The organism is Rheinheimera pacifica, from assembly GCF_024809855.1.
GTDB lineage: Bacteria > Pseudomonadota > Gammaproteobacteria > Enterobacterales > Alteromonadaceae > Alishewanella > Alishewanella pacifica_A.
This window is the reverse complement of record NZ_JANUEM010000010.1, coordinates 120,543-139,703: the sequence shown is the minus strand read 5'-3', so window position 1 is coordinate 139,703 and position 19,161 is coordinate 120,543. Positions and strand designations below refer to the sequence as shown.

Genomic DNA, 19,161 nt, shown 5'->3' with positions numbered 1-19,161 from the left:
TACCAACGGCAGCCTCAGGTTGCCGTTACTTTTGCCTGATGCCTGCCATATACCCACTGAAATAACGGCGATGCCATCAGCGTAGTAACAATTGCCATAACCACCATAATTGAAAACAGCGCTGGCTGGATAACACCATAACTAAGCGCGATATTAATAATAATCAGCTCCATCAGGCCGCGCGCATTCATTAATGCACCTATCGCCATTGCAGTACGGTTATCGGCGCCATTTAGCCGGGCGGCAGCCCAACAGGCTACACCTTTGGCAAACACAGAAACCGCCAGCACCACCAGGGCTACCGACAACACCTGCCATGAGCCCAGCACATCCAGTTGCGTATTCAGGCCAGAATAGGTAAAAAACATTGGCAACAACAGCAAAATAGTAAACTTTTCCAGCCGTTTACGCAGTTGTTCTACTATTACGCCGCGCGGCATAGCAATACCCAGTAAAAAACCACCGAAAACCGCATGCAGGCCTACCCAGTCCATACTGTAAGCCGACACGGCAAAGAGCAGCATAATGCCAATAAACTGTATAAGGTTCATATGGTTATTGCGGGCAATACTATCTGCCAGCGGCTGCAGCCAGCGCCGAACCCGGGTAAGCATGATAAACGCATATAAACCACCACCCAGCAGCGCTTTAAACAGCAACTCTGTACCACCGCCAAAGCTGGCAAGCACAAAAGCCAGCACCAGCCAGGCAGCGGCATCGTCAATGGCCCCGGCTGCCAGCGCCATGGTGCCAAGTGGTGTACCGGCTAAGCCACGCTCGTAAATAATGCGCGCCAGCATCGGAAAGGCCGTAATAGCAATGGCGGCGCCCATAAATAAGGCAGCGTTAAAATAAGAAATATCAGCCGCAAACAGCCCCGGTGTATCGGTAAGCCATAAACACAGCAAGGCTGCGCAGACAAAAGGCACCAGCATCCCGGCTAACGATACACTGACAGCACTTTTGGCATGGTGCTTAAACAGCCGGGTGTTAAATTCCAGCCCGACCAGAAACATATACAAACCCACGCCAAGCTGGGCGCCAAAATACAGCCAGCTGCGGGTATCGGCAGTAAAAATACTTTGCTGCAACTGTGGCGCCAGCCAGCCAAATAGTGATGGCCCCAGCAGCACTCCAGCTATCATTTCGCCCACAACTTTGGGCTGGCCAATAAAACGCGCCAGCCGCCCCATTAGCTGCGCAGCCAGTAAAATCAGCACTAGCTGGCACAAAAACAACAACACTGTACTAAACCCCATCGGCCAGCACCCTCAGTTAACCCAGTAAGCCACTGTACCAGCCTAAAAACAGTAGTGAAAAACCACTCAGATAGAATAAACCGGCCCAGCTAAGCAGCCTTAGCGGCCAGCTAAGCACTATGGCCCCCTCACCGCGCATCAGGCTGTAGTTAAGCCAGGCAAATACCGGCGTGGTTAAAAACGCCAGCGTCATGGCAAAAGTTAACATAGGCGCCAGAGCCGCTTTAAAAAACAGGATCATTGCCATACCGCAGGCGGCCTGAGCAATAAGCCAGTAGTTCAGCGCGGCCGGGTGTTTAATCCAGCCCAGTTGGGCAAAAGAAGCATGTAAAGTGCGGGCATAGCCGTCCAGCACGGTAATAGTGGTGCCAAACATACATAAAAAAGCAATCAGTGCTACCAGCGGCCGCGCCCAGTCGCCTATAGTGCTGGCATACATATTCATTAACTGTTGGGCAAAAGCACTACCTGCCAGCGCAATAGGTTGCTCACTCCCGTACTGCACCAGGGCCCCCAAAGATAAAAACACCAGCGCCAGCGCGGCGGTAAGCCAATAGCCGAGATTAAAATCAAACAACCCCTGAGCCCGGGTGATATGAGTATGGCGCTGCTTGGCCTTTAACCACAGCGAGCTGATGGCTGATATTTCTATCGGCGCTGGCATCCAGCCCATCAGTGCCACCAGAAAACCCAGACTGGCCAGAGTCCAGGGCGATGGGCCAACATAACCCTGCGGTGCCTGAGCGCCATTGTGCCAGGCTATCGCTGCTGCAATCAGCGTGGTAAATGTCAGCAGTATCATGATCAGCTTCGACACATTATCCAGCGCTTTGTAATGGCCCAGCAGCAAAATCAGCAAACAGGCGGCCAGTATGCCCCAGCACAATAAGGTTAACGACAAATTACCCGGCAGCGCATATTGCAACAGGCTGGCGGTTAGCAGCAGTACCCCGGCGGTATTTACTACAGCCGCGATAATATTCAGCACAATAAAACTGTAAAAATAGCCACGCCCCTTACGCTGATACCCCACCAACAGGCTCTCTTTGCGGGTTAGCGTGTATTCAACCCCAAAACGGAAAAACGGATACTTCAGCACATTAACCAGCAAAATAAGCCAGGCCAGCTGCCAGCCAAATAACGCCCCCGACTGCGTAGACGCCACTAAATGCGAGCCACCAATAGCTGCTGTAGCCATTAAAATACCGGGGCCAAGCGCCTGTATACGGCCGCGCCAGCCATAATTTTCCTGTTGCATAGGGGTGTTCTTAATTCAAACGTCAGTGCGCCCCAGCTTAGCCAAAGCCACAGCTAAATACTATCTGGCATAAGCTTTTTTCCGCAGCCAATTGGCAAGCGCCTGCAGATATTCCATACTGGCGCAACTATAATCCAATGCGCAAAAGCAATACTGAGGCATTTATGAGCGACGAGCTGCTCGATCAGGCCATGCTGTTTGAAGTGGTAGAAAACCAACTGGCCGACAATTACCCGAAACAAGTTACTGAAACCTTAATGCGCCTGCGCATGACCGGCCACAGCCGCGAAGAAGCCATAGAGCTGATCGCCTGCGCCTTAGCACCTGAAATGATTGATGTGATTGAACATCAGCAAAGTTTTAATTTAGAGCGTTATGCCGCTCATCTGGCGCAATTACCACAAACACCCTGGCTGGGAGAAGACGCATGACAGAGGCCACTATTGTTCACCAGCCACAGCAGCAGCGTTTTGTTCTAACCCTCGATGGTGCAGAAGCGGTGCTGGATTACCAGTTAACCGGCAGCCAGATTAACTTCCACCATACCTTTGTGCCACCGGCGTTTCGCGGCAAAGGCCTGGCAGAAAAGCTGGTGCGCCATGGCTTGGCATGGGCTAAAGCACAGCAGTATCAGCTGCAGGCTAGTTGCTCTTATGTGCAGAAGTTTTTGCGCTAGCAGCTACCGGGTTTTACTGCATTGAGCCGGTTACCGGCGTTATAAGCCGTCGCAGAGCAGGCAGTCGCGACTTATGTTTCACCTGATATAAGGACACTATCATGTTATCGCGTCTTACCCTCGCTTTGCTGTTAAGCTCGGTTATATTAACCGGCTGCGACAAAGCTCCACCCAGCACAGCCACCAGCGGCAATACTGCCGCACTCAGCGTAAGTGCTGCTATACCTCAGTACAGCGCAGAGCAATTTTTTGCCACTAAAACCTATCTGGGCAATGACATTAACCATAATGCCAGCGCTTTGCTGGTGGCATCTGACGAAAGCGGTGTGTTTAACCTGTACCGGGTTAGCCTGGACGGCAAAGACTGGCAACCGTTAACACAGTCGGAGACCGATCCGGCCTTCCCTGTCGGTTGGTTTCCCTCTGACGATCGCCTGCTGTACACCGCCGATCAGGGTGGTAACGAGCTTAACCACATTTATCTGCGTGAAATTGATGGCACCGTGCGTGACCTTACCCCCGGTGACAAACTTAAAGCCGCTTTTGCCGGCTGGCACGACGATGGCAGCTTTTTTATTACCAGTAATGAGCGCGATGCGCGGTTTTTCGATTTATATCACTACAACGCCACCGACTACAGCCGCAAGCTGGTGTATGAAAACAACGACGGTTACAGCATTGATGCCGTTAGTAAAAACGGCCGCTATCTGGCATTAAGCAAAGAGCGCAACAACGCCGACAACAACCTGTTTTTACTCGACTTACAGGCAAAAGAGCCCACGGCTACGCTGCTGACACAGCACGACGGTAATATTTCGCATAACGTGTATGGCTTTACCCCGGACAGCAGCACTTTACTGTTTGGTACCGATGGCAACAGTGAGTTTGTTGAAGCTTACCGGTACAACCTGGCCAGTGGTGAAACCAGCCCCTATAGCCAGGCCGACTGGGATATCAGCTTTATTTACTTTAGTGATGACAACAAATATCAGGTACAGGGCATTAATGCCGATGCCTCTACCGTCATCAGCATTACCGAGCAGCAAAGCGGCCAGAGCCTGCAATTACCACCACTACCCGCCGGCGATTTACGCGGCATAACGTTTTCGGCCGACAGCCGCTACCTGAGCTTTTACCTGAATGCCGACAACAGCCCGTCAAATTTATATGTCTGGAAACTGGGCGACAGCCAGGCCCAGCGCCTGACCCAGGCACTGGACAGTAGTATTGATGAAAGCAATCTGGTGCAAAGCCGTGTCGTGCGGTACAACAGCTTTGACGACTTAACCATACCGGCATTGTTGTATCAACCGAAGCAGGCTAGTGCCACAGCCAAAGTGCCGGCACTGATTTGGATCCACGGCGGCCCGGGTGGCCAGTCGCGTACCGGTTACAGCCCTGTTGTTCAGCATCTGGTAAATCAGGGTTATGCCGTGTTAGCCGTAAATAACCGCGGTTCATCCGGCTATGGCAAAACCTTCTTTCATCTGGACGATTTACGCCACGGCGAAGATGATTTACAAGATATCGTTTATGGCAAAAAGTATCTGCAAAGCCTCGACTGGGTAGCAGCAGATCGCATCGGTGTAATGGGCGGTAGCTATGGCGGCTACCTGACTATGGCCGCCATGGCCTTTACCGACGAGTTTAAGCTGGGTATTAATATTTTTGGTGTAACCAACTGGGTGCGCACGCTGGAAAGCATTCCGCCATGGTGGGAAGCATTCCGTGAATCGCTGTATGCTGAGCTGGGTGATCCGGCAGTAGACGGCGAACGCCTGCGCCGTATTTCACCGCTGTTTCACGCTGACAAAGTGAAAAAGCCGGTATTAGTCGTGCAAGGTGCCAACGATCCGCGGGTACTGCAGGTAGAAAGCGATGAAATGGTTGCCGCCATTCGGGCTAACAGCGTACCGGTAGAGTACGTACTGTTTCCCGATGAAGGCCACGGCTTTTTGAAAAAAAGTAACCGCATTACCGCCCAGCAGGCTTATCTTAAGTTTCTGCAGCAATACCTGTAACACCGTCACAGGGGCCCGCGGGCCCCTGTTTATTTAACTCTGGCAAACAGTTTGCATACTATTCAGCGGAACAGCCAAAGGGCTAGAGGCCCGGAGTAGTAACTGGTTATGCAGCTATTTGTAGAACGACACAAAACTATACTTAAAGCCAGTATGCAAGGCGTGCTGGAACATGAACAAAAACTGCAACAATTGGACGACTGGTGGGGAAAAGTAAGCCTGATAGGCAAAATTAACAGTTTACGCCTTGGCTCTGACATTCTTACCAGTATGGACATCACAAAGCAGCGCTTTAATCAGCTGCAATACACCCTTATTGATAACCTGCTGCAGGAGCAAACTAAAAAAGTGCTGTTGCACGATAATGCCTGCTGCCAGATGGCAATAGACGTGTTAATACGTAACCTGTTTGAGCGCACGGCCGATATTGGCTTTCTGGCGACAGATCAGCAAATCTGTCATTTTATGGCTCTGCCCACGCCTGACGAAGCGCTGCAAAACCGCTTACACCAGCACCTGCAACATTATGTGGCAAATTATTCTGTTTACGATGATGTGGTGTTATTAGCCCTGGACGGCACTATTTTGCTACGGCTAAACCAGCAGTACAACCAAACCCGCTCGGCCGATCCGCTGCTGCAACGCAGCCTTGAGCGCGGCAGCAATTACACCGAAACCTGCCGCTACAGCGATTTACAACCCGATAAAAGCTTAAGCCTGATTTACTCACAACCGGTATACGGCGATGCCGGTCAGCCACTTGGCGTGTTATGCCTGTGTTTTAATATCGCAGATGAGCTAAACACCATTTTCAGTAAATTACTGGCAGCAAACCGGCACAGTATTTTAGCGCTGGTTCATGCTGACGGCACGGTAGCTTTTAGCTCTGATCCGGCGCAACTGGATGCCCAAACCAGGGTTACACTGGCAAACTCTCTGAACTTACAGCAGCACGGGCAGCACAGCTACCTGGTGAGCTTTGCCAACAGCCGCGGTTATCAACAGTATTTGGGCCCCGGCTGGCAGGTACAAATGTGGACACCACTGCAGCGACTGGCCAGCAGTAAGGTAAGCGCCAGCAATACAGACAGCCCCTCAGATGGCCAGTTGTTCCCGGCGCTGTTGGCAATCAAGCGTGAGTCTATGCAGGTTAATGATGAGCTGAGTTTAATCGTGCTTAACGGTGAAATTGCCGCGGCGCGCAAAGAGGCTATAGAGTTTATTCCGGTACTCAACGCCATAAGAGGTATAGGGCAAAATATTTATCAGGTGTTTTCCTCGTCTATCGACGAGCTGGGCAGCACCATTATGCACAGCCTGCTACAGGAGCTCACCACACTGGCAGAACTGGCGGCCGACATTATGGATCGCAACCTGTACGAGCGTGCCAACGACTGCCGCTGGTGGGCACAAAATGCCAGTTTTCGCCAGGCTTTAGTCCAAAATACTGTAGATGCTACACAACAGCAAAAATTATCAGCAGAGCTTAGTTACATCAATAGCTTATATACCGTTTACCATACTATTTACCTGTATAACACGGCACTGCAATTAGTCGCTATTTCCACTACCGCCGCCCACCTTACCAACATTGACGATAGCACCGGTGCCGCAGGTTGCCTGCAACTGACCCAGCCGCAGCAATACAGTGTCAGCGCTTTTGTGCCCAGCGCCCTGTACCGGCAGCAGGCTACCTATATTTATAATGCGCCATTGTTCCACCCGACAGAACCAGAGCAGGTTATCGGCGGTATCGGCCTGGTGTTTGACAGCACGCCCCAATTCAGGGCAATGCTGATTGATATTCTCCCCAAAAATGAGCAGGGTGACGTTAAAGCAGGCTATAGTGCCTGCTATGTTGACAGTGCAGGCAAAATTATTTCTGCCAGCCACGACAACTGGCAAATTGGCGCACGGCTACCTTTACCGGCAGCCTTATACCAAAGGGCGCTGCAAGGCAGCCTGACCGAACAATATAATATAAACGGCCAGCGTTATCTGTTGGCAATAGCACCGGCTAGCGGTTACCGCGAATACAAAACCAGTGACGGTTATAAAAATGTGGTGTTTGCCTGCCTGTTGCTAAATTACCGCTAAGCCGGTACCGCACTCTGCAGATAAAACAATCTACAAATCATTAACCTTGCGCTATAGTACCCGCAGTATTAGCACCAACAGGAGTAAGGTGTTGCAAACCAGTCAGTTGCTTATTCAGTTAATGTTGTATGTGTTTCTGCCACTTTGGGGTATCGCCGGTTTTGTTGACTGGTGCTGCCACCGCGCTACCCGCATTGAACATACCTCAGGCTTAAAAGAGTCACTTATTCACTCGTTAATGGGTGTGCAAATGGCAGTGCCGATTTTGCTTTGCCTGCTGTTTAAGGTAAATGTGCTGATTATGCTGATTTGCCTTGCCGCCTGGCTGGCACATGAAGCCGTAGCCCACTATGACGTACATTACGCCGCACCCAAGCGCCATATCAGTGTGTGGGAGATGCACGCACATAATTATTTAGCCACCTTGCCGCTGTATATGTTGCTGTTAATCGTTGTAATTAACTACCCGGTGTTTATTAAACTGGTCAGTTTTAACTGGCAGGGTGAGTTTTATTTGCAGCGTATGCCCTATGCCCATGGCGGCGATACTTACCTGCCGTATTATCTGGGTTTTATGGCCATTGTGTGTGTACTGCCTTATATGGAAGAAAACCTGCGCTGCCTGATAGCCGCACTGAAGCAGCGCAAGGTGCACGCATGAGTGTGTATATCAACAGCACAGGCCACTTTTTACCCGGCCCGCCCGTAAGCAATGATGAAATGGAACCGCTGTTAGGTTTAGTACATGGCAAACCCAGCCGTTTAAAGCGGCGTATTTTGCAATCTAACGGTATTCATACACGCCACTACGCTATCGATGCCAGCCACAACACCCTGTTTTCTAACGCCGAAATGGCAGCCAAAGCAGCCGAGCATTGCTTAACCGGCAGCTTTATCGGCAAACGGCAGATTAAAATGTTAAGTGCTGCCACCAGCCAGGGCGACATGGTACTGCCGGGCTTTGGCTCTATGCTGCAGGCTGAGCTTGGGCTAAACGACATAGAGCTGCACAACAGCCACGGTATTTGCTCTGCCAGTATGATGGCGCTAAAAGCCGCCTTTATTAACCTCAAAGCAGGCGAACAGCCCAATGCATTAGTAGTAGCCAGTGAGCTGACCTCACGTTTATTTAAAGCCAGCCGCTATGAAGCCGCCGGCACAGAACTGGATTTTAACGCTGAGTTTCTGCGCTGGATGTTATCCGACGGCGCCGGTGCCATGCTGCTGGAAACCCAACCGCGCGGCAGGTGTTTTCGTATTGACTGGATCCGCAGTTTCTCACATGCCGATGCCTACCCGGTATGTATGAGCGTAGGCTACCCAACAGACAGTAACCACAGCCAAAGCTGGCAGGATTACGCCACTTATGCCGAGGCCGAAGCGGCCGGTGCACTGCTTATCCGCCAGGATGTACGCCTGCTGGAAAACATTGTTAAATTGGGCGTAGATGGTTACCTGCGTTTAATTGCTGAGGGTCGGGTACAGCCAGACAAAGTAGATCATGTACTGTGCCATTATTCCTCGCATTATTTTCGCGGCAAAATCTTCGATATGCTGCAGCGCGCCGGGGTGGGCATCGCCGAACATAAGTGGTACAGCAATTTATACAGCCGCGGCAATACCGGCTGCGCCTCTATTTTTATTATGCTGGACGAGTTTCGCCGCACACAAAACTATAAAACCGGCGATACCATTATCTGTATGGTGCCGGAAAGCGGCCGCTTTAATAATGCCTATATGCAACTAACGGTAGTGGAGGCCTGAATGACAGAGCACCTATTAAGCCCGCAGGGCCAACAATGTTTACAGGCACTGATGCGGGTATGGTTTGAATTTGAGCGCCAGCTTGGCCGGGTGCCGCTGTTGCAGCGCTTAGAACGTGGCCAGTTTAGTAAAGCCGATTACTGCCAGCTACTGCAACACTGGCGCCAGCAGGTCATAGAAGGCTCACGCTGGATCAGCCGCTGCGCCTCAAGTTTTGACCGCGATTACAGCGATGTGCGCTCAACCATTATTGGCCACGCCCGTGAAGAGCACCGCGACTATGAAATGCTCGAGCGCGATTATGTTGCCGCCGGCGGCAGCTTAAGCGACATTCAAAACGCGCCACGTAATATTGGCACTGAAGCACTGCACGGCTTTTTAATGTACCGCGCCAGCCAGCCAAATCCGGTCGATTTAATTGGTGCCATGTGGATTATTGAAGGCCTGGGCCAGAAAATGGCTAACAGCTGGGCGGCGCAAATAGATAAAACGACCGGCGGCGATGGCAGCTACACCCGTTTTATGCGCTACCACGGCGCTAACGATGACGGCCATATGCAAAAGCTGTATCAGCTAATAGATCGCCTGTGCCAAAGCCCGGCGCAGCTCACGGCCATAGTGCGCACCGCCCGTGTTACCGCCAGGCTGTATTGCCTGCAACTGGAAGAGGTAGAGCATGAGTACTGAACACCACACCAGTAACCGCCACGGCTCAAGCGCCTATTTAAAGGCCATTGCCAACGATAACTCGCTGCCGATAGAACAGGCAGCGCTGAACTTATGGCTAAAAGACTTACAAAACCCGCTACGCTGGGGCGTGCGGCCATTGCTGCAGTTTATTTTTGCTATTTTGCTACATATCACCTGGTTGTTTAAACGCCTGCCGTTGCCGCAATTTAGCGCGCATAAAAGCCTGCAAAAGCTAATTTGCTGGTTTTGCAGCCATTTTGTCAGCAAAGAGGCCAATTTACTGATTTTGCGCCACTATGCGACTGAATCTAATGTACTGAATTTTCTCGCTGCCAATAGCCCCAATAGCGGTTTCACCCCGGTACAGCTGTATCCTAAATGCATAGCCGATATGCAACACGCCAGCTTTGTTGAGCACGACCAACAGCTGTTTCGCTTATTCGCAGAGCTTGGCAGCTGGCACCACCCTAAACAGCCGTTACAAACGGGTGAGCTTAACTGGCAGCACTGGCAAAGCATTGATATGGCGCAGTTTGAATTTACAGAAAAACGCACCCAATGGCTCGATTTTGAAAGTGCCCATGCGCTGTTTATGTGTTTATTCTGCCTGCTGCTAACGCGCGAAGAATACCGCGATGCCATTAACGGTTTTAACCTCGATCAGTCAATTGCTATCCGCATCGGCGACTTGGTTGGCGATAACAGCTTGCGTGAAATGGCCTATAACAAATACCCGCATTATTTGGTCGGGCCGTGGAATTTAGGCCAGCGCTTTTTAATGCACGGCTTTTTTACCGAGCAGCTGTATGCCTATCTGGAGCAACAGCGCATACAACAACAGGCCTGAGCAATGAAAACCGTAGCACTGGTGACGATTCATGGCATGGGCGAAACACAGCCAGATTATGCTGACAAACTCTTTACCCGGTTACAGCAAGCCGTTGCCACTGCACAGTTATACTGCGGCACCGTGTATTATCAGGACTTACTGCAGTACAACGAGCAGCGGGTGTGGCAAGCTACCGGTTCACGCCTGCGCTGGAGCAAACTGCGCCGCTTTATGTTATTTGGCTTCGCCGACGCCGCAGCGCTGGAATACCGCAAAGAGCAACCGCATAGTTTGTATCATTACAGCCAGCTGAAAATAGCCCGTGCACTGTATCTGGCAAAGCAGCAGTTAACCGCCAACGGCAAGCTGATGTTACTGGCGCATTCTCTGGGTTGCCATGTATTGTCATGCTATTTATGGGATGCGCAGCAAGCCAAAGCCGGGCTAAAACCGGCAGCCGGTATTTGGCGGGATATAAAGCGCTATCAGGCAGCTATCAGCGGCGATAACCGGCTAACTGATGAGGATATTGCATTCTTGCACGGTGATCGTCTGGTTGGCCTTGTTACCACCGGCTGTAATATTCCAATCTTTGTTGCCGCCCACGCCATGGAGCAAATTATTCCATTCCCTAAGCCCAACAATACTTTTATCTGGCACAACTATTACGACAAAGACGATGTATTGGGCTGGCCACTGGCTGAGTTATCAGACGGCTATGCCGCCCTGGTAACCGATATTGAAATTAACGCCAGCGGCGGTGGTTTTTTCAGTTGGTTAACCGCCAGCTGGAATCCGTTGTCGCATAATCTGTATTGGCAGGATCACGCTATTGTTAAAGCGCTGAGTGAACAGCTGGCAGCTGCACTGCCAACTGTTCACGGGGTTACACCTTAACTTTATAGCCGGTGTGGAAAATCCAGCAAATTACTGCAATACAACTGGCCATAAACAGCAAAATCATTGCCAGGCTCAAGCCAACATTCACATCTGCCACGCCGTAAAAGCTCCAGCGAAAACCACTGATTAAATACACCACCGGGTTAAACAGCGTTATTTGCTGCCACAGTGGCGGCAGCATACTAATAGAATAAAAGCTGCCACCTAAAAAGGTTAGCGGTGTGATCACCATCAGCGGCACTATTTGCAGTTGTTCAAAGCTGTTAGCCAGCACGCCAATAATAAAACCAAACAGGCTAAAGCTAATCGCGGTAAGTACTAAAAATGTCAGCATCCACAGCGGGTGCATTATGCTGAAATCGACAAAAAACTGCGCCGTAAACAGGATAATTAACCCAAGCAAAATCGCCTTACTGGCTGCCGCGCCGACATAGCCCAGAATAATTTCCACCGCCGACACCGGTGCCGATAAAATCTCGTAAATGGTACCGGAGAATTTGGGCATATAAATACCAAAAGAGGCATTCGATGTGCTCTCTGTCAGCACCGTAAGCATAATTAAGCCCGGCACAATAAAGGCACCATAGCTAATGCCGTCTATCGCTACCATCCGTGAGCCGATAGCAGAGCCAAACACAATAAAATACAACGAGGTAGATAACACCGGCGAAGCAATACTTTGCATCAGCGTGCGCCAGGTACGCGCTAACTCAAACAGGTAAATGGCTTTAATGGCGTAGAAATTCATGCGGCATCTCCTACCAGGCCAATAAAAATATCTTCCAGCGAGCTTTCTCTGGTGTGTAGATCACTAAACTCTATGCCCTGAGTATTCAGCTGGCGTAACAAGCTGGTGATAGTAGCCTGCTCCTGCTGCGCATCATAGGTGTATATCAGTTGGTTATTATCCGCCGATAACTGTAACTGGTATCCAGCCAGCGCCGCCGGGATTTGCTGTAATGGTGTGGTTAATTGCAACAGCAATTGCTTCTTACCCAGTTTTTGCATCAGGCTGGTTTTGTCATCTACCAGGATCAACTTACCAGCCCGGATCACGCCAATACGGTCGGCCATATCTTCGGCTTCTTCAATATAGTGGGTGGTAAGAATAATAGTCACGCCACTGTCGCGCAGGCGGCGGATCATCTGCCACATATCACGGCGCAGCTCTACATCTACCCCGGCGGTAGGCTCATCCAGAAACAAAATTTGTGGCTGATGCGCCAGCGCTTTGGCTATTAATACCCGCCGTTTCATACCGCCGGACAACGTCATAATTTTGCTGTCTTTTTTATCCCACAACGATAAATCGCGCAGCAGTTGCTGCAAATAGGCCGGATCAGCCGGTTTACCAAATAAGCCACGGCTAAAGCTAACGGTATCCCACACCGTTTCAAAGATACTCACCGACAACTCCTGCGGCACCAGGCCAATACGCTGGCGGGCTTTGCGGTACTGCTGCACTATATCCAGGCCGTCTACCAGTACAGTGCCCTCACCCGGGTTCACAATGCCGCAGATAATACTGATTAAAGTCGTTTTGCCAGCACCGTTCGGCCCCAGCAAAGCAAAGATTTCACCACGGCGGATTTCCAATTCAATGTTTTGCAACGCCTGAAAACCGGACGGATAAGTTTTGCCTAAATTGTTTACCTGAATAATAGCTTGCACTTTACCCCCTATAACCTTGAAATTGCCGCTAACAGTTTAGCTTAACCCCTGCCAGAAGCTGGCAGTAGTAAAACAGCACCAGAGGCTAAAACATCAAGGTAACCCTAGATCAAGCACATTTTCTGTTATCTGAATAACAATAAACCCTTATCTACCTGCAAAGCGGACCGTCTATTTTTTATACACAACATCATCAAAATATGATTAATAATTTACAAAAAAACCTAAAAAAATGACGTGGACACTAAGAAAATGCTTTAAACAGCCTACTTTTGAATATATGCTCGATAAACCGTCACATTTTTTTACACCTGTAAAATTGTGTTATGGAAAATAATAAAAATACACCTTATGAATTAGGAAGAACATGTTGAACGCCAATAAATACAGATTAAGCGGTATAGCAGTAGCCGTAGCTTTATCTGTCACCGCCTGCGGTGGTAGTAAAAATATTGCACCCGAAGCCATGAATGTATCCGTTGATGCAACTCAAAGCTGGCTCCCCGTTCAGGGTAACTTTGCCGTTAGTGATGCGAATGTGAAAGACTCACTGCAAATTACCTCTATTAGCGAAAACGGAGCAGCTGTTACTGGTTCACAAGGCACTTATACTTTACGTTACGGCATTCTGACTGTGCAGGGCACAACGTTTAGCTACCTGCCACTGGCCGACGAAGCTACCACAATACAATATACGGTCAGCGACGGTAGCCTTTCCGCTACTGCATCGCTAAATATTGCTGCACCGGTATCAGATCCATTGGCTTATCAGCAATGGCATTTGCGCAACACCGGGCAGGCTGCATACTCGTTAAATCTGGAGGCAATTAGGGCGTTTCTGATCGCCGAAGCAGGTTTCGAACCAGAGGTTGCTGACGATTGGATCGCTGCCAGAGTTGATGCTGATATGTTGGTGCCGGGCGAAGACATGAATGTAGTAGCGGCTTACCAACAAGGTGTTACCGGTGAGGGCAGTATTGCTGTTGTAGTTGACTCCGGATTGGAAATTGCACACGAAGATTTGGCAGCAAATATTCTGCCCAATCGTTCACTGAATTTGATCCCAGGCTCACTGAACGTAACCGATCCGACATCGACGAGCAATTTGGGTGATCATGGAACCAGTGTTGCAGGATTGATAGCTGCTGAAGGCTGGAATGGCTTGGGTGGACGCGGCGTTGCACCGCATACCAAGCTAATTGGCATGAACTATTTACAAGCTCAGTCTGATTTAAATGGCGCTTTAAGTCACGGCATTCCAGGCAGCGGCATCACTGAAAGTGAGCCTTTAACCGTTTTCAACCGTAGCTATGGTATCAGCTACCCTGCTGTTATTTCTTATGATTTATTTGAAGAGGCAGTGCAGGAATATTCGGCTACACAACTGCGTTCTGGTTTAGGTGCCGTAAATACCAAATCCAGTGGTAACAGCTTTCTGCGCCCCGGCAACAATAGTTGGGTTGGCTCTATCTGTACTGCAGCCAATGAGCTGGGCCTTACTTGTTTGAATGGCAATTTTGAACCTTCGCAAAATACACCATTCTATTTCTCTGTTGCGGCAGTAAACTCTAACGGCAAACACACCAGTTACTCTACGGCGGGTGCGAATGTGCTGATTTCAGCGCCGGCAGGAGAATATGGAGATCTGGCACCAGCGATGGTTACCACTGATCAGATGACTTGTCTACGCGGTTATAGCAGTTTCCCATACGTAGATGCCGGTGGTTGGGCAGAGTATGATGCCGCTTTCACCCCGTTTAACTATCCCGGGCATCCGGAAAACCCCAGTTGCAATTACACCAGTACATTTAATGGTACTTCTTCAGCGGCACCCAATGCGGCTGGTGTTATTGCCTTAATTCACAGTGCTAATCCGAACCTTTCTTACCGTGATATCAAAAATATCCTGGTAAAAACCAGTACTAAAGTTGATGCCGACAATGCAGTGGTAGAGCTGGAAATAGGCGCAGACAAATTTGCCGCGCATCTGGGCTGGGTTGAAAATGCTGCAGGCTATAGTCATAACAATCTGTATGGCTTTGGCCGTGTTAATGCAGGGGCTGCAGTAGCAATGGCGAAAAACTATGGTGTTGCCTTACCAACACAAATAATCACACCATGGATAGCAGCAGGCACTCAGGCGGATGAGCCTGCGCTGGCGCTGGCAATTCCGGATAACAATGCAGGGGGCACGGTAACGACATTGGAGCTTACTGATGATATTACCATTGAAGGTGTTCAATTTGCTTTTGATGTTGCCAATGCTGAGCTGAGATCAGATACCCTGACAAGCCAGACCACAGCAGGTATCGATCTCGCAATTGAAGTTACCTCACCAAGCGGAACTACCAGTATATTGTTGTCCTCCAAACAGGCAATCGCTGATCCAGCGGTAGATTTTTCTGCAGGTTACAGTGAAGGATATATACTGAAAAACTCTGTCTTTTTATCTAATGCTTTCTATGGTGAAAATGGTAAAGGCACCTGGACAATACGTCTGTTAGACACCAGTGCGACGGATTACGCAGTAACCAACGCCATGTGGCCAGAGGGTTATAAGAACAATATTGAGGATTCGGTGCTAGAGGGCGTCGGCATCCGGGTATTTGGTTATTAACAGACAAAGGAATAAACCATGAAGTACAATATATCAATTTTAGCGGCTACCCTTTGCCTTACTATGCACAGTGCCAATGCACAGGACAACAAAGCAGAATTGCTTGGGCTGGAGCCAAATGTGAAGGAGAAAGCCAGTGTGGCTGCAAGCACATCTCCACAATATGGCACCTACCAGCTACAAAGTGAGTTAGTTGCCGTCCCACAAGCACTGGCAGACCGTTCAGTCAGCAAAAAAGACATTGGTAATATGACACTGGTCGCGCGAGCAGCCAGCACTGACACTGAGCGCTTGGCAGAGTTTCGTCGTAATGCGGTGGTGCGTAATGCCATCACTGGAGAACTTGGCGTAATTACCGGCAATATCAGCGTATTAAGTAGCAGGAATGCAGAGATCAACGACCTTTTACAGCAGTTTCAGCTAAAAATAATTCGTTCTGCCAGCAGTTCTGGAGTGTATATCGTGCAACCGCAAAATGATGTTGATCTGCTCGCTTTAGTAGAGCAAATCAATTCATCTGGCCTGGTCAGTACTGCGCGGTTAGATATTCTCGAGAAGAAATATACTAATCAGTAACCGCCATTCAGCCCTGCAATTGCAGGGCTTTTTAATGTCTATCTTACGGGCAAATACACCGTTACCACCAAACCACCATAAGCATGGTTATGCAGTGTTATATCGCCGTGGTGCATATCGACTATTTTTTTAATAATAGCCAGCCCCAGGCCTGAACCACCGCTACCACGAGCCACATCGCCCTGCGTGAAGGGTTCAAACATGGTTTTCATCTGGTTTTCCGGTATGCCGGGGCCATGATCGCGGATTTGCAGGTAAATACGTTTGCGGTTGCGTTCGTAACCGGTGGTTATTTCAATATCGCCATCGCTGTAACGCAGGGCGTTTTCCAGCAGGTTATTTAGCAGGCGCTTTATGGCGATCCGCCTTAATATCACTTCGGGTAAATTATCTGCCAGCACGGTGGCAATATGGCGCTGCTGTAAATGCTCGGCCTGCACCAGTTCACGTACCAGGGTATTAAGGTTTTCTTTCTGACCGGGCTCTTCTTTATGGTGGCGCAGGTAGTCGATAAACTGGTCGATAATGGCGTTCATATCTTCAATATCGTTGATAATGCCCTCCCGAATCCAGTTGTCTGGCTCTTGCATCATCTCCGACGCCAGCCGGATACGGGTTAGCGGGGTACGTAAATCGTGCGATACCCCGGCCATCAGTAAGGCTCTGTCCTGCTCAAGCTGGCGGATGCCGCGTGCCATATAATTAAAGGCCTTGGTTACCGCAATAATTTCGGTAGAGCCTTTATGCTCTGGCAAAGGCGGCGGAAACTCACCACCGCCGACCTGCAATGCCGCCTGCTGTAGGCTTTTTAGTGGCCGGTTTAACTGGCGGGCAAACAGCCAGCCGCCGCCGACACTGAGCACACCTATCATCAGCAGGTAAAATGTCAGCGGCGAAAAGTCGGTTTCATCCAGCCCGGTAAGTGGTACCTTTACCCAGTAGTGTGGTGCCTGTGGCGGCCTTACCCAAAAGGCGTAGGTTTCGCCCTGTGCTACCCGCACTTCAGCGGCACCGCCCAGTTCACGCGACATCAGATCAGAAAAATAACCATAGTAACTGGCTTCTGCCAGGCCCTGCTGTAATGCCTGCTGCTCGGTATACACCTCAATGCCGGTGGCTTCGCGAAAACGTTCTGTCAGCTCATGGGACAACACCGGCTGCTGATGCCCGACATCAATAAAAACCACTTTAATTTGTTTGGCAATCAGGTGGTTAATTTGCTGGGTGGTGGGTTTTATCACATAAAACGCCACCGAAAGATAAGACACTAACTGATTAATCAGCAGCAACAGGCCGATAAGGAAAACAGTCTGGCCAAAGGCACTACGCGGCAGGCAACGCATTTAACTGACGCTGCCATCCGGTACAAACACATACCCCAGGCCCCATACCGTTTGAATATAACGCGGGTTAGCGGCGTCGTCTTCTAACATGCGGCGCAAGCGTGATACCTGTACGTCGATACTGCGCTCCATAGCGGAATAATCGCGGCCCCGTGCCTGGTTCATCAGCTTGTCACGCGATAACGGCTCGCGCGGGTGGCTTACCAGCACTTTTAGTACCGCATATTCACCACTGGTAAGCGGTAATAACTGCTCGCCTTTGCGCATTTCACGCGTGGCCAGGTTAAATTTAAACGGGCCAAATTCCACTATCCCTTCAGCCTGACTGGGGGCCCCCGGTAATTCTTTACTTTTGCGCCGCATTACTGCCCGGATGCGCGCCAGCAACTCACGCGGATTAAAAGGTTTGGGCAGGTAATCATCGGCACCCATTTCCAGGCCGATAATACGGTCTACCTCATCGCCTTTTGCCGTTAGCATAATAATCGGAATTTCATTTTCCTGCTGGCGCAGGCGGCGGCAAATAGACAAGCCATCTTCTCCCGGCAGCATCAAATCCAGCACCACTAAATGGAAGTTTTCCCGCTCCATCAGGCGTTGCATCTGCTCGTAATTTGCTACGCTGCGTACTATATACCCCTGCTCAACCAAATAGCGCTCCAGCAAGGCACGTAAACGCATGTCATCATCAACTACCAGAATTTTCGGGGTTTCTGAACTGGCCATAGTGAAGCCTCCACAATATTTGCTTCACTATAAACGAAAAAACCGCTGCGGCGAAAAACCTTGGCGCTTCTTTATGTTACAAAGTTTGTCTGCTGTACAACAGTGGCATATCGCTGGCAGGGCGGCGGCAAAAGCTGCTACCATTCCGCCCTGCTTTTACCGGACGACACCAACACAATGCGCACCGATTTAATTACCCGTGAGGGCTTTGAAGCCTTACAACATGAGCTGAATTATTTATGGCGGGAAAAACGCCCCGACGTTACCGCCAAAGTGGCCTGGGCCGCCAGCCTGGGTGATCGTAGTGAAAATGCGGATTACCAGTACAATAAAAAGCTGCTGCGTGAAACGGATCGCCGTATCCGCTTTTTACGCAAACGGCTGGAAGTGCTGCGCGTGGTAGACTATTCGCCACAGCAGGATGGCAAAGTGTTTTTTGGTGCCTGGGTTGAAATTGAAAACGAACAGGGCGAACAGCTGAGCTTTCGTATTGTCGGGCCGGATGAAATATACGGCCGCAAAGATTATATCTCTATCGACTCACCCATGGCGCGGGCACTGCTGAAAAAAGCGGTAGATGATGAAGTGCTGGTACATACGCCAACCGGCAACAAACTGTGGTTTATTACCCAAATACGCTACAAATAATAGCCACACCACAGCGCCGGATTGGATTTTTTGCCCCACAAAGTGGACAATCGGCAAATATTGCCGTGTTTTTAGTTTGATGCTTT

General features: G+C 49.9%; 18 protein-coding genes. 12 read left to right on the top strand and 6 right to left on the bottom strand.

Annotated features, from left to right (window positions below; translation table 11 throughout):
• Positions 1-14 precede the first annotated feature (14 nt).
• Both M2404_RS13760 and M2404_RS13755 read right to left on the bottom strand, forming a co-directional pair.
• Positions 15-1,259 carry a cation:proton antiporter gene (locus tag M2404_RS13760; protein ID WP_259240324.1) on the bottom strand — a complete coding sequence of 415 codons (1,245 nt, stop codon included), beginning with the start codon at positions 1,257-1,259 and terminating at the stop codon, positions 15-17.
• 16 nt (positions 1,260-1,275) lie between these two features.
• Complete coding sequence (locus M2404_RS13755; protein WP_259240323.1) at positions 1,276-2,517, bottom strand: NRAMP family divalent metal transporter; 1,242 nt, start codon at positions 2,515-2,517, stop codon at positions 1,276-1,278.
• 164 nt (positions 2,518-2,681) lie between these two features.
• Between M2404_RS13755 and M2404_RS13750 the strand changes: the two genes are divergently transcribed.
• From M2404_RS13750 to M2404_RS13710, 9 genes are all read left to right on the top strand, one after another.
• Positions 2,682-2,948, top strand: a complete 267-nt coding sequence (locus M2404_RS13750; protein ID WP_215399461.1) for a hypothetical protein — start codon at positions 2,682-2,684, stop codon at positions 2,946-2,948.
• Entirely contained in the window at positions 2,945-3,193 is a 249-nt protein-coding gene (locus tag M2404_RS13745) for a GNAT family N-acetyltransferase (RefSeq protein ID WP_259240321.1), read from the top strand. Before M2404_RS13750 ends, M2404_RS13745 begins: the two co-directional genes overlap by 4 nt.
• Positions 3,194-3,294: 101 nt before the next feature.
• Positions 3,295-5,214: a S9 family peptidase gene (locus M2404_RS13740; RefSeq protein WP_259240320.1), complete on the top strand. Its 1,920-nt coding sequence runs from the start codon at positions 3,295-3,297 to the stop codon at positions 5,212-5,214.
• A gap of 108 nt (positions 5,215-5,322) precedes the next feature.
• On the top strand, positions 5,323-7,311 hold the full coding sequence (locus M2404_RS13735; RefSeq protein WP_259240319.1) for a cache domain-containing protein: 1,989 nt from the start codon (positions 5,323-5,325) through the stop codon (positions 7,309-7,311).
• Positions 7,312-7,399: 88 nt separating this feature from the next.
• Positions 7,400-7,972: a diguanylate cyclase gene (locus M2404_RS13730; RefSeq protein WP_259240318.1), complete on the top strand. Its 573-nt coding sequence runs from the start codon at positions 7,400-7,402 to the stop codon at positions 7,970-7,972.
• Positions 7,969-9,075 (top strand): beta-ketoacyl-ACP synthase III, encoded by a 1,107-nt coding sequence (locus M2404_RS13725; protein WP_259240317.1) that lies wholly within the window; start codon positions 7,969-7,971, stop codon positions 9,073-9,075. The genes M2404_RS13730 and M2404_RS13725 overlap by 4 nt, the downstream gene beginning before the upstream one ends.
• Positions 9,076-9,762 (top strand): iron-containing redox enzyme family protein, encoded by a 687-nt coding sequence (locus tag M2404_RS13720; protein WP_259240316.1) that lies wholly within the window; start codon positions 9,076-9,078, stop codon positions 9,760-9,762.
• Entirely contained in the window at positions 9,752-10,612 is an 861-nt protein-coding gene (locus tag M2404_RS13715; RefSeq protein ID WP_259240315.1) for a DUF6999 family protein, read from the top strand. Before M2404_RS13720 ends, M2404_RS13715 begins: the two co-directional genes overlap by 11 nt.
• Positions 10,613-10,615: 3 nt before the next feature.
• Positions 10,616-11,491: a hypothetical protein gene (locus tag M2404_RS13710; RefSeq protein ID WP_259240314.1), complete on the top strand. Its 876-nt coding sequence runs from the start codon at positions 10,616-10,618 to the stop codon at positions 11,489-11,491.
• On the opposite strand, the gene M2404_RS13705 is transcribed toward M2404_RS13710, so the two are convergent.
• Together M2404_RS13705 and M2404_RS13700 are read right to left on the bottom strand one after the other, a co-directional pair.
• Entirely contained in the window at positions 11,481-12,242 is a 762-nt protein-coding gene (locus M2404_RS13705) for an ABC transporter permease (RefSeq protein ID WP_092795334.1), read from the bottom strand. The two genes, M2404_RS13710 and M2404_RS13705, sit on opposite strands and share 11 nt — an antisense overlap.
• Positions 12,239-13,165 carry an ABC transporter ATP-binding protein gene (locus M2404_RS13700; protein WP_259240313.1) on the bottom strand — a complete coding sequence of 309 codons (927 nt, stop codon included), beginning with the start codon at positions 13,163-13,165 and terminating at the stop codon, positions 12,239-12,241. The genes M2404_RS13705 and M2404_RS13700 overlap by 4 nt, the downstream gene beginning before the upstream one ends.
• Before the next feature lie 367 nt (positions 13,166-13,532).
• On the opposite strand from M2404_RS13700, the gene M2404_RS13695 reads away from it, so the two are divergent.
• Together M2404_RS13695 and M2404_RS13690 are read left to right on the top strand one after the other, a co-directional pair.
• Positions 13,533-15,782, top strand: a complete 2,250-nt coding sequence (locus M2404_RS13695; RefSeq protein WP_259240312.1) for a S8 family serine peptidase — start codon at positions 13,533-13,535, stop codon at positions 15,780-15,782.
• 18 nt (positions 15,783-15,800) lie between these two features.
• A complete protein-coding gene (locus tag M2404_RS13690) occupies positions 15,801-16,358 on the top strand; it encodes a hypothetical protein (RefSeq protein ID WP_259240311.1) in 558 nt (185 codons plus the stop codon).
• A gap of 38 nt (positions 16,359-16,396) precedes the next feature.
• Here the strand turns inward: M2404_RS13690 and envZ are convergent, their stop codons facing one another.
• On the bottom strand, positions 16,397-17,701 hold the full coding sequence (gene envZ / locus M2404_RS13685; protein WP_259240310.1) for a two-component system sensor histidine kinase EnvZ: 1,305 nt from the start codon (positions 17,699-17,701) through the stop codon (positions 16,397-16,399).
• Positions 17,702-18,427, bottom strand: coding sequence for an osmolarity response regulator transcription factor OmpR (gene ompR, locus M2404_RS13680; protein ID WP_215398942.1), 726 nt, complete (start codon positions 18,425-18,427; stop codon positions 17,702-17,704).
• Between the two features lie 102 nt (positions 18,428-18,529).
• Between ompR and greB the strand changes: the two genes are divergently transcribed.
• Positions 18,530-19,075 (top strand): transcription elongation factor GreB, encoded by a 546-nt coding sequence (gene greB / locus M2404_RS13675; RefSeq protein ID WP_405047785.1) that lies wholly within the window; start codon positions 18,530-18,532, stop codon positions 19,073-19,075.
• Positions 19,076-19,161: the final 86 nt, after the last annotated feature.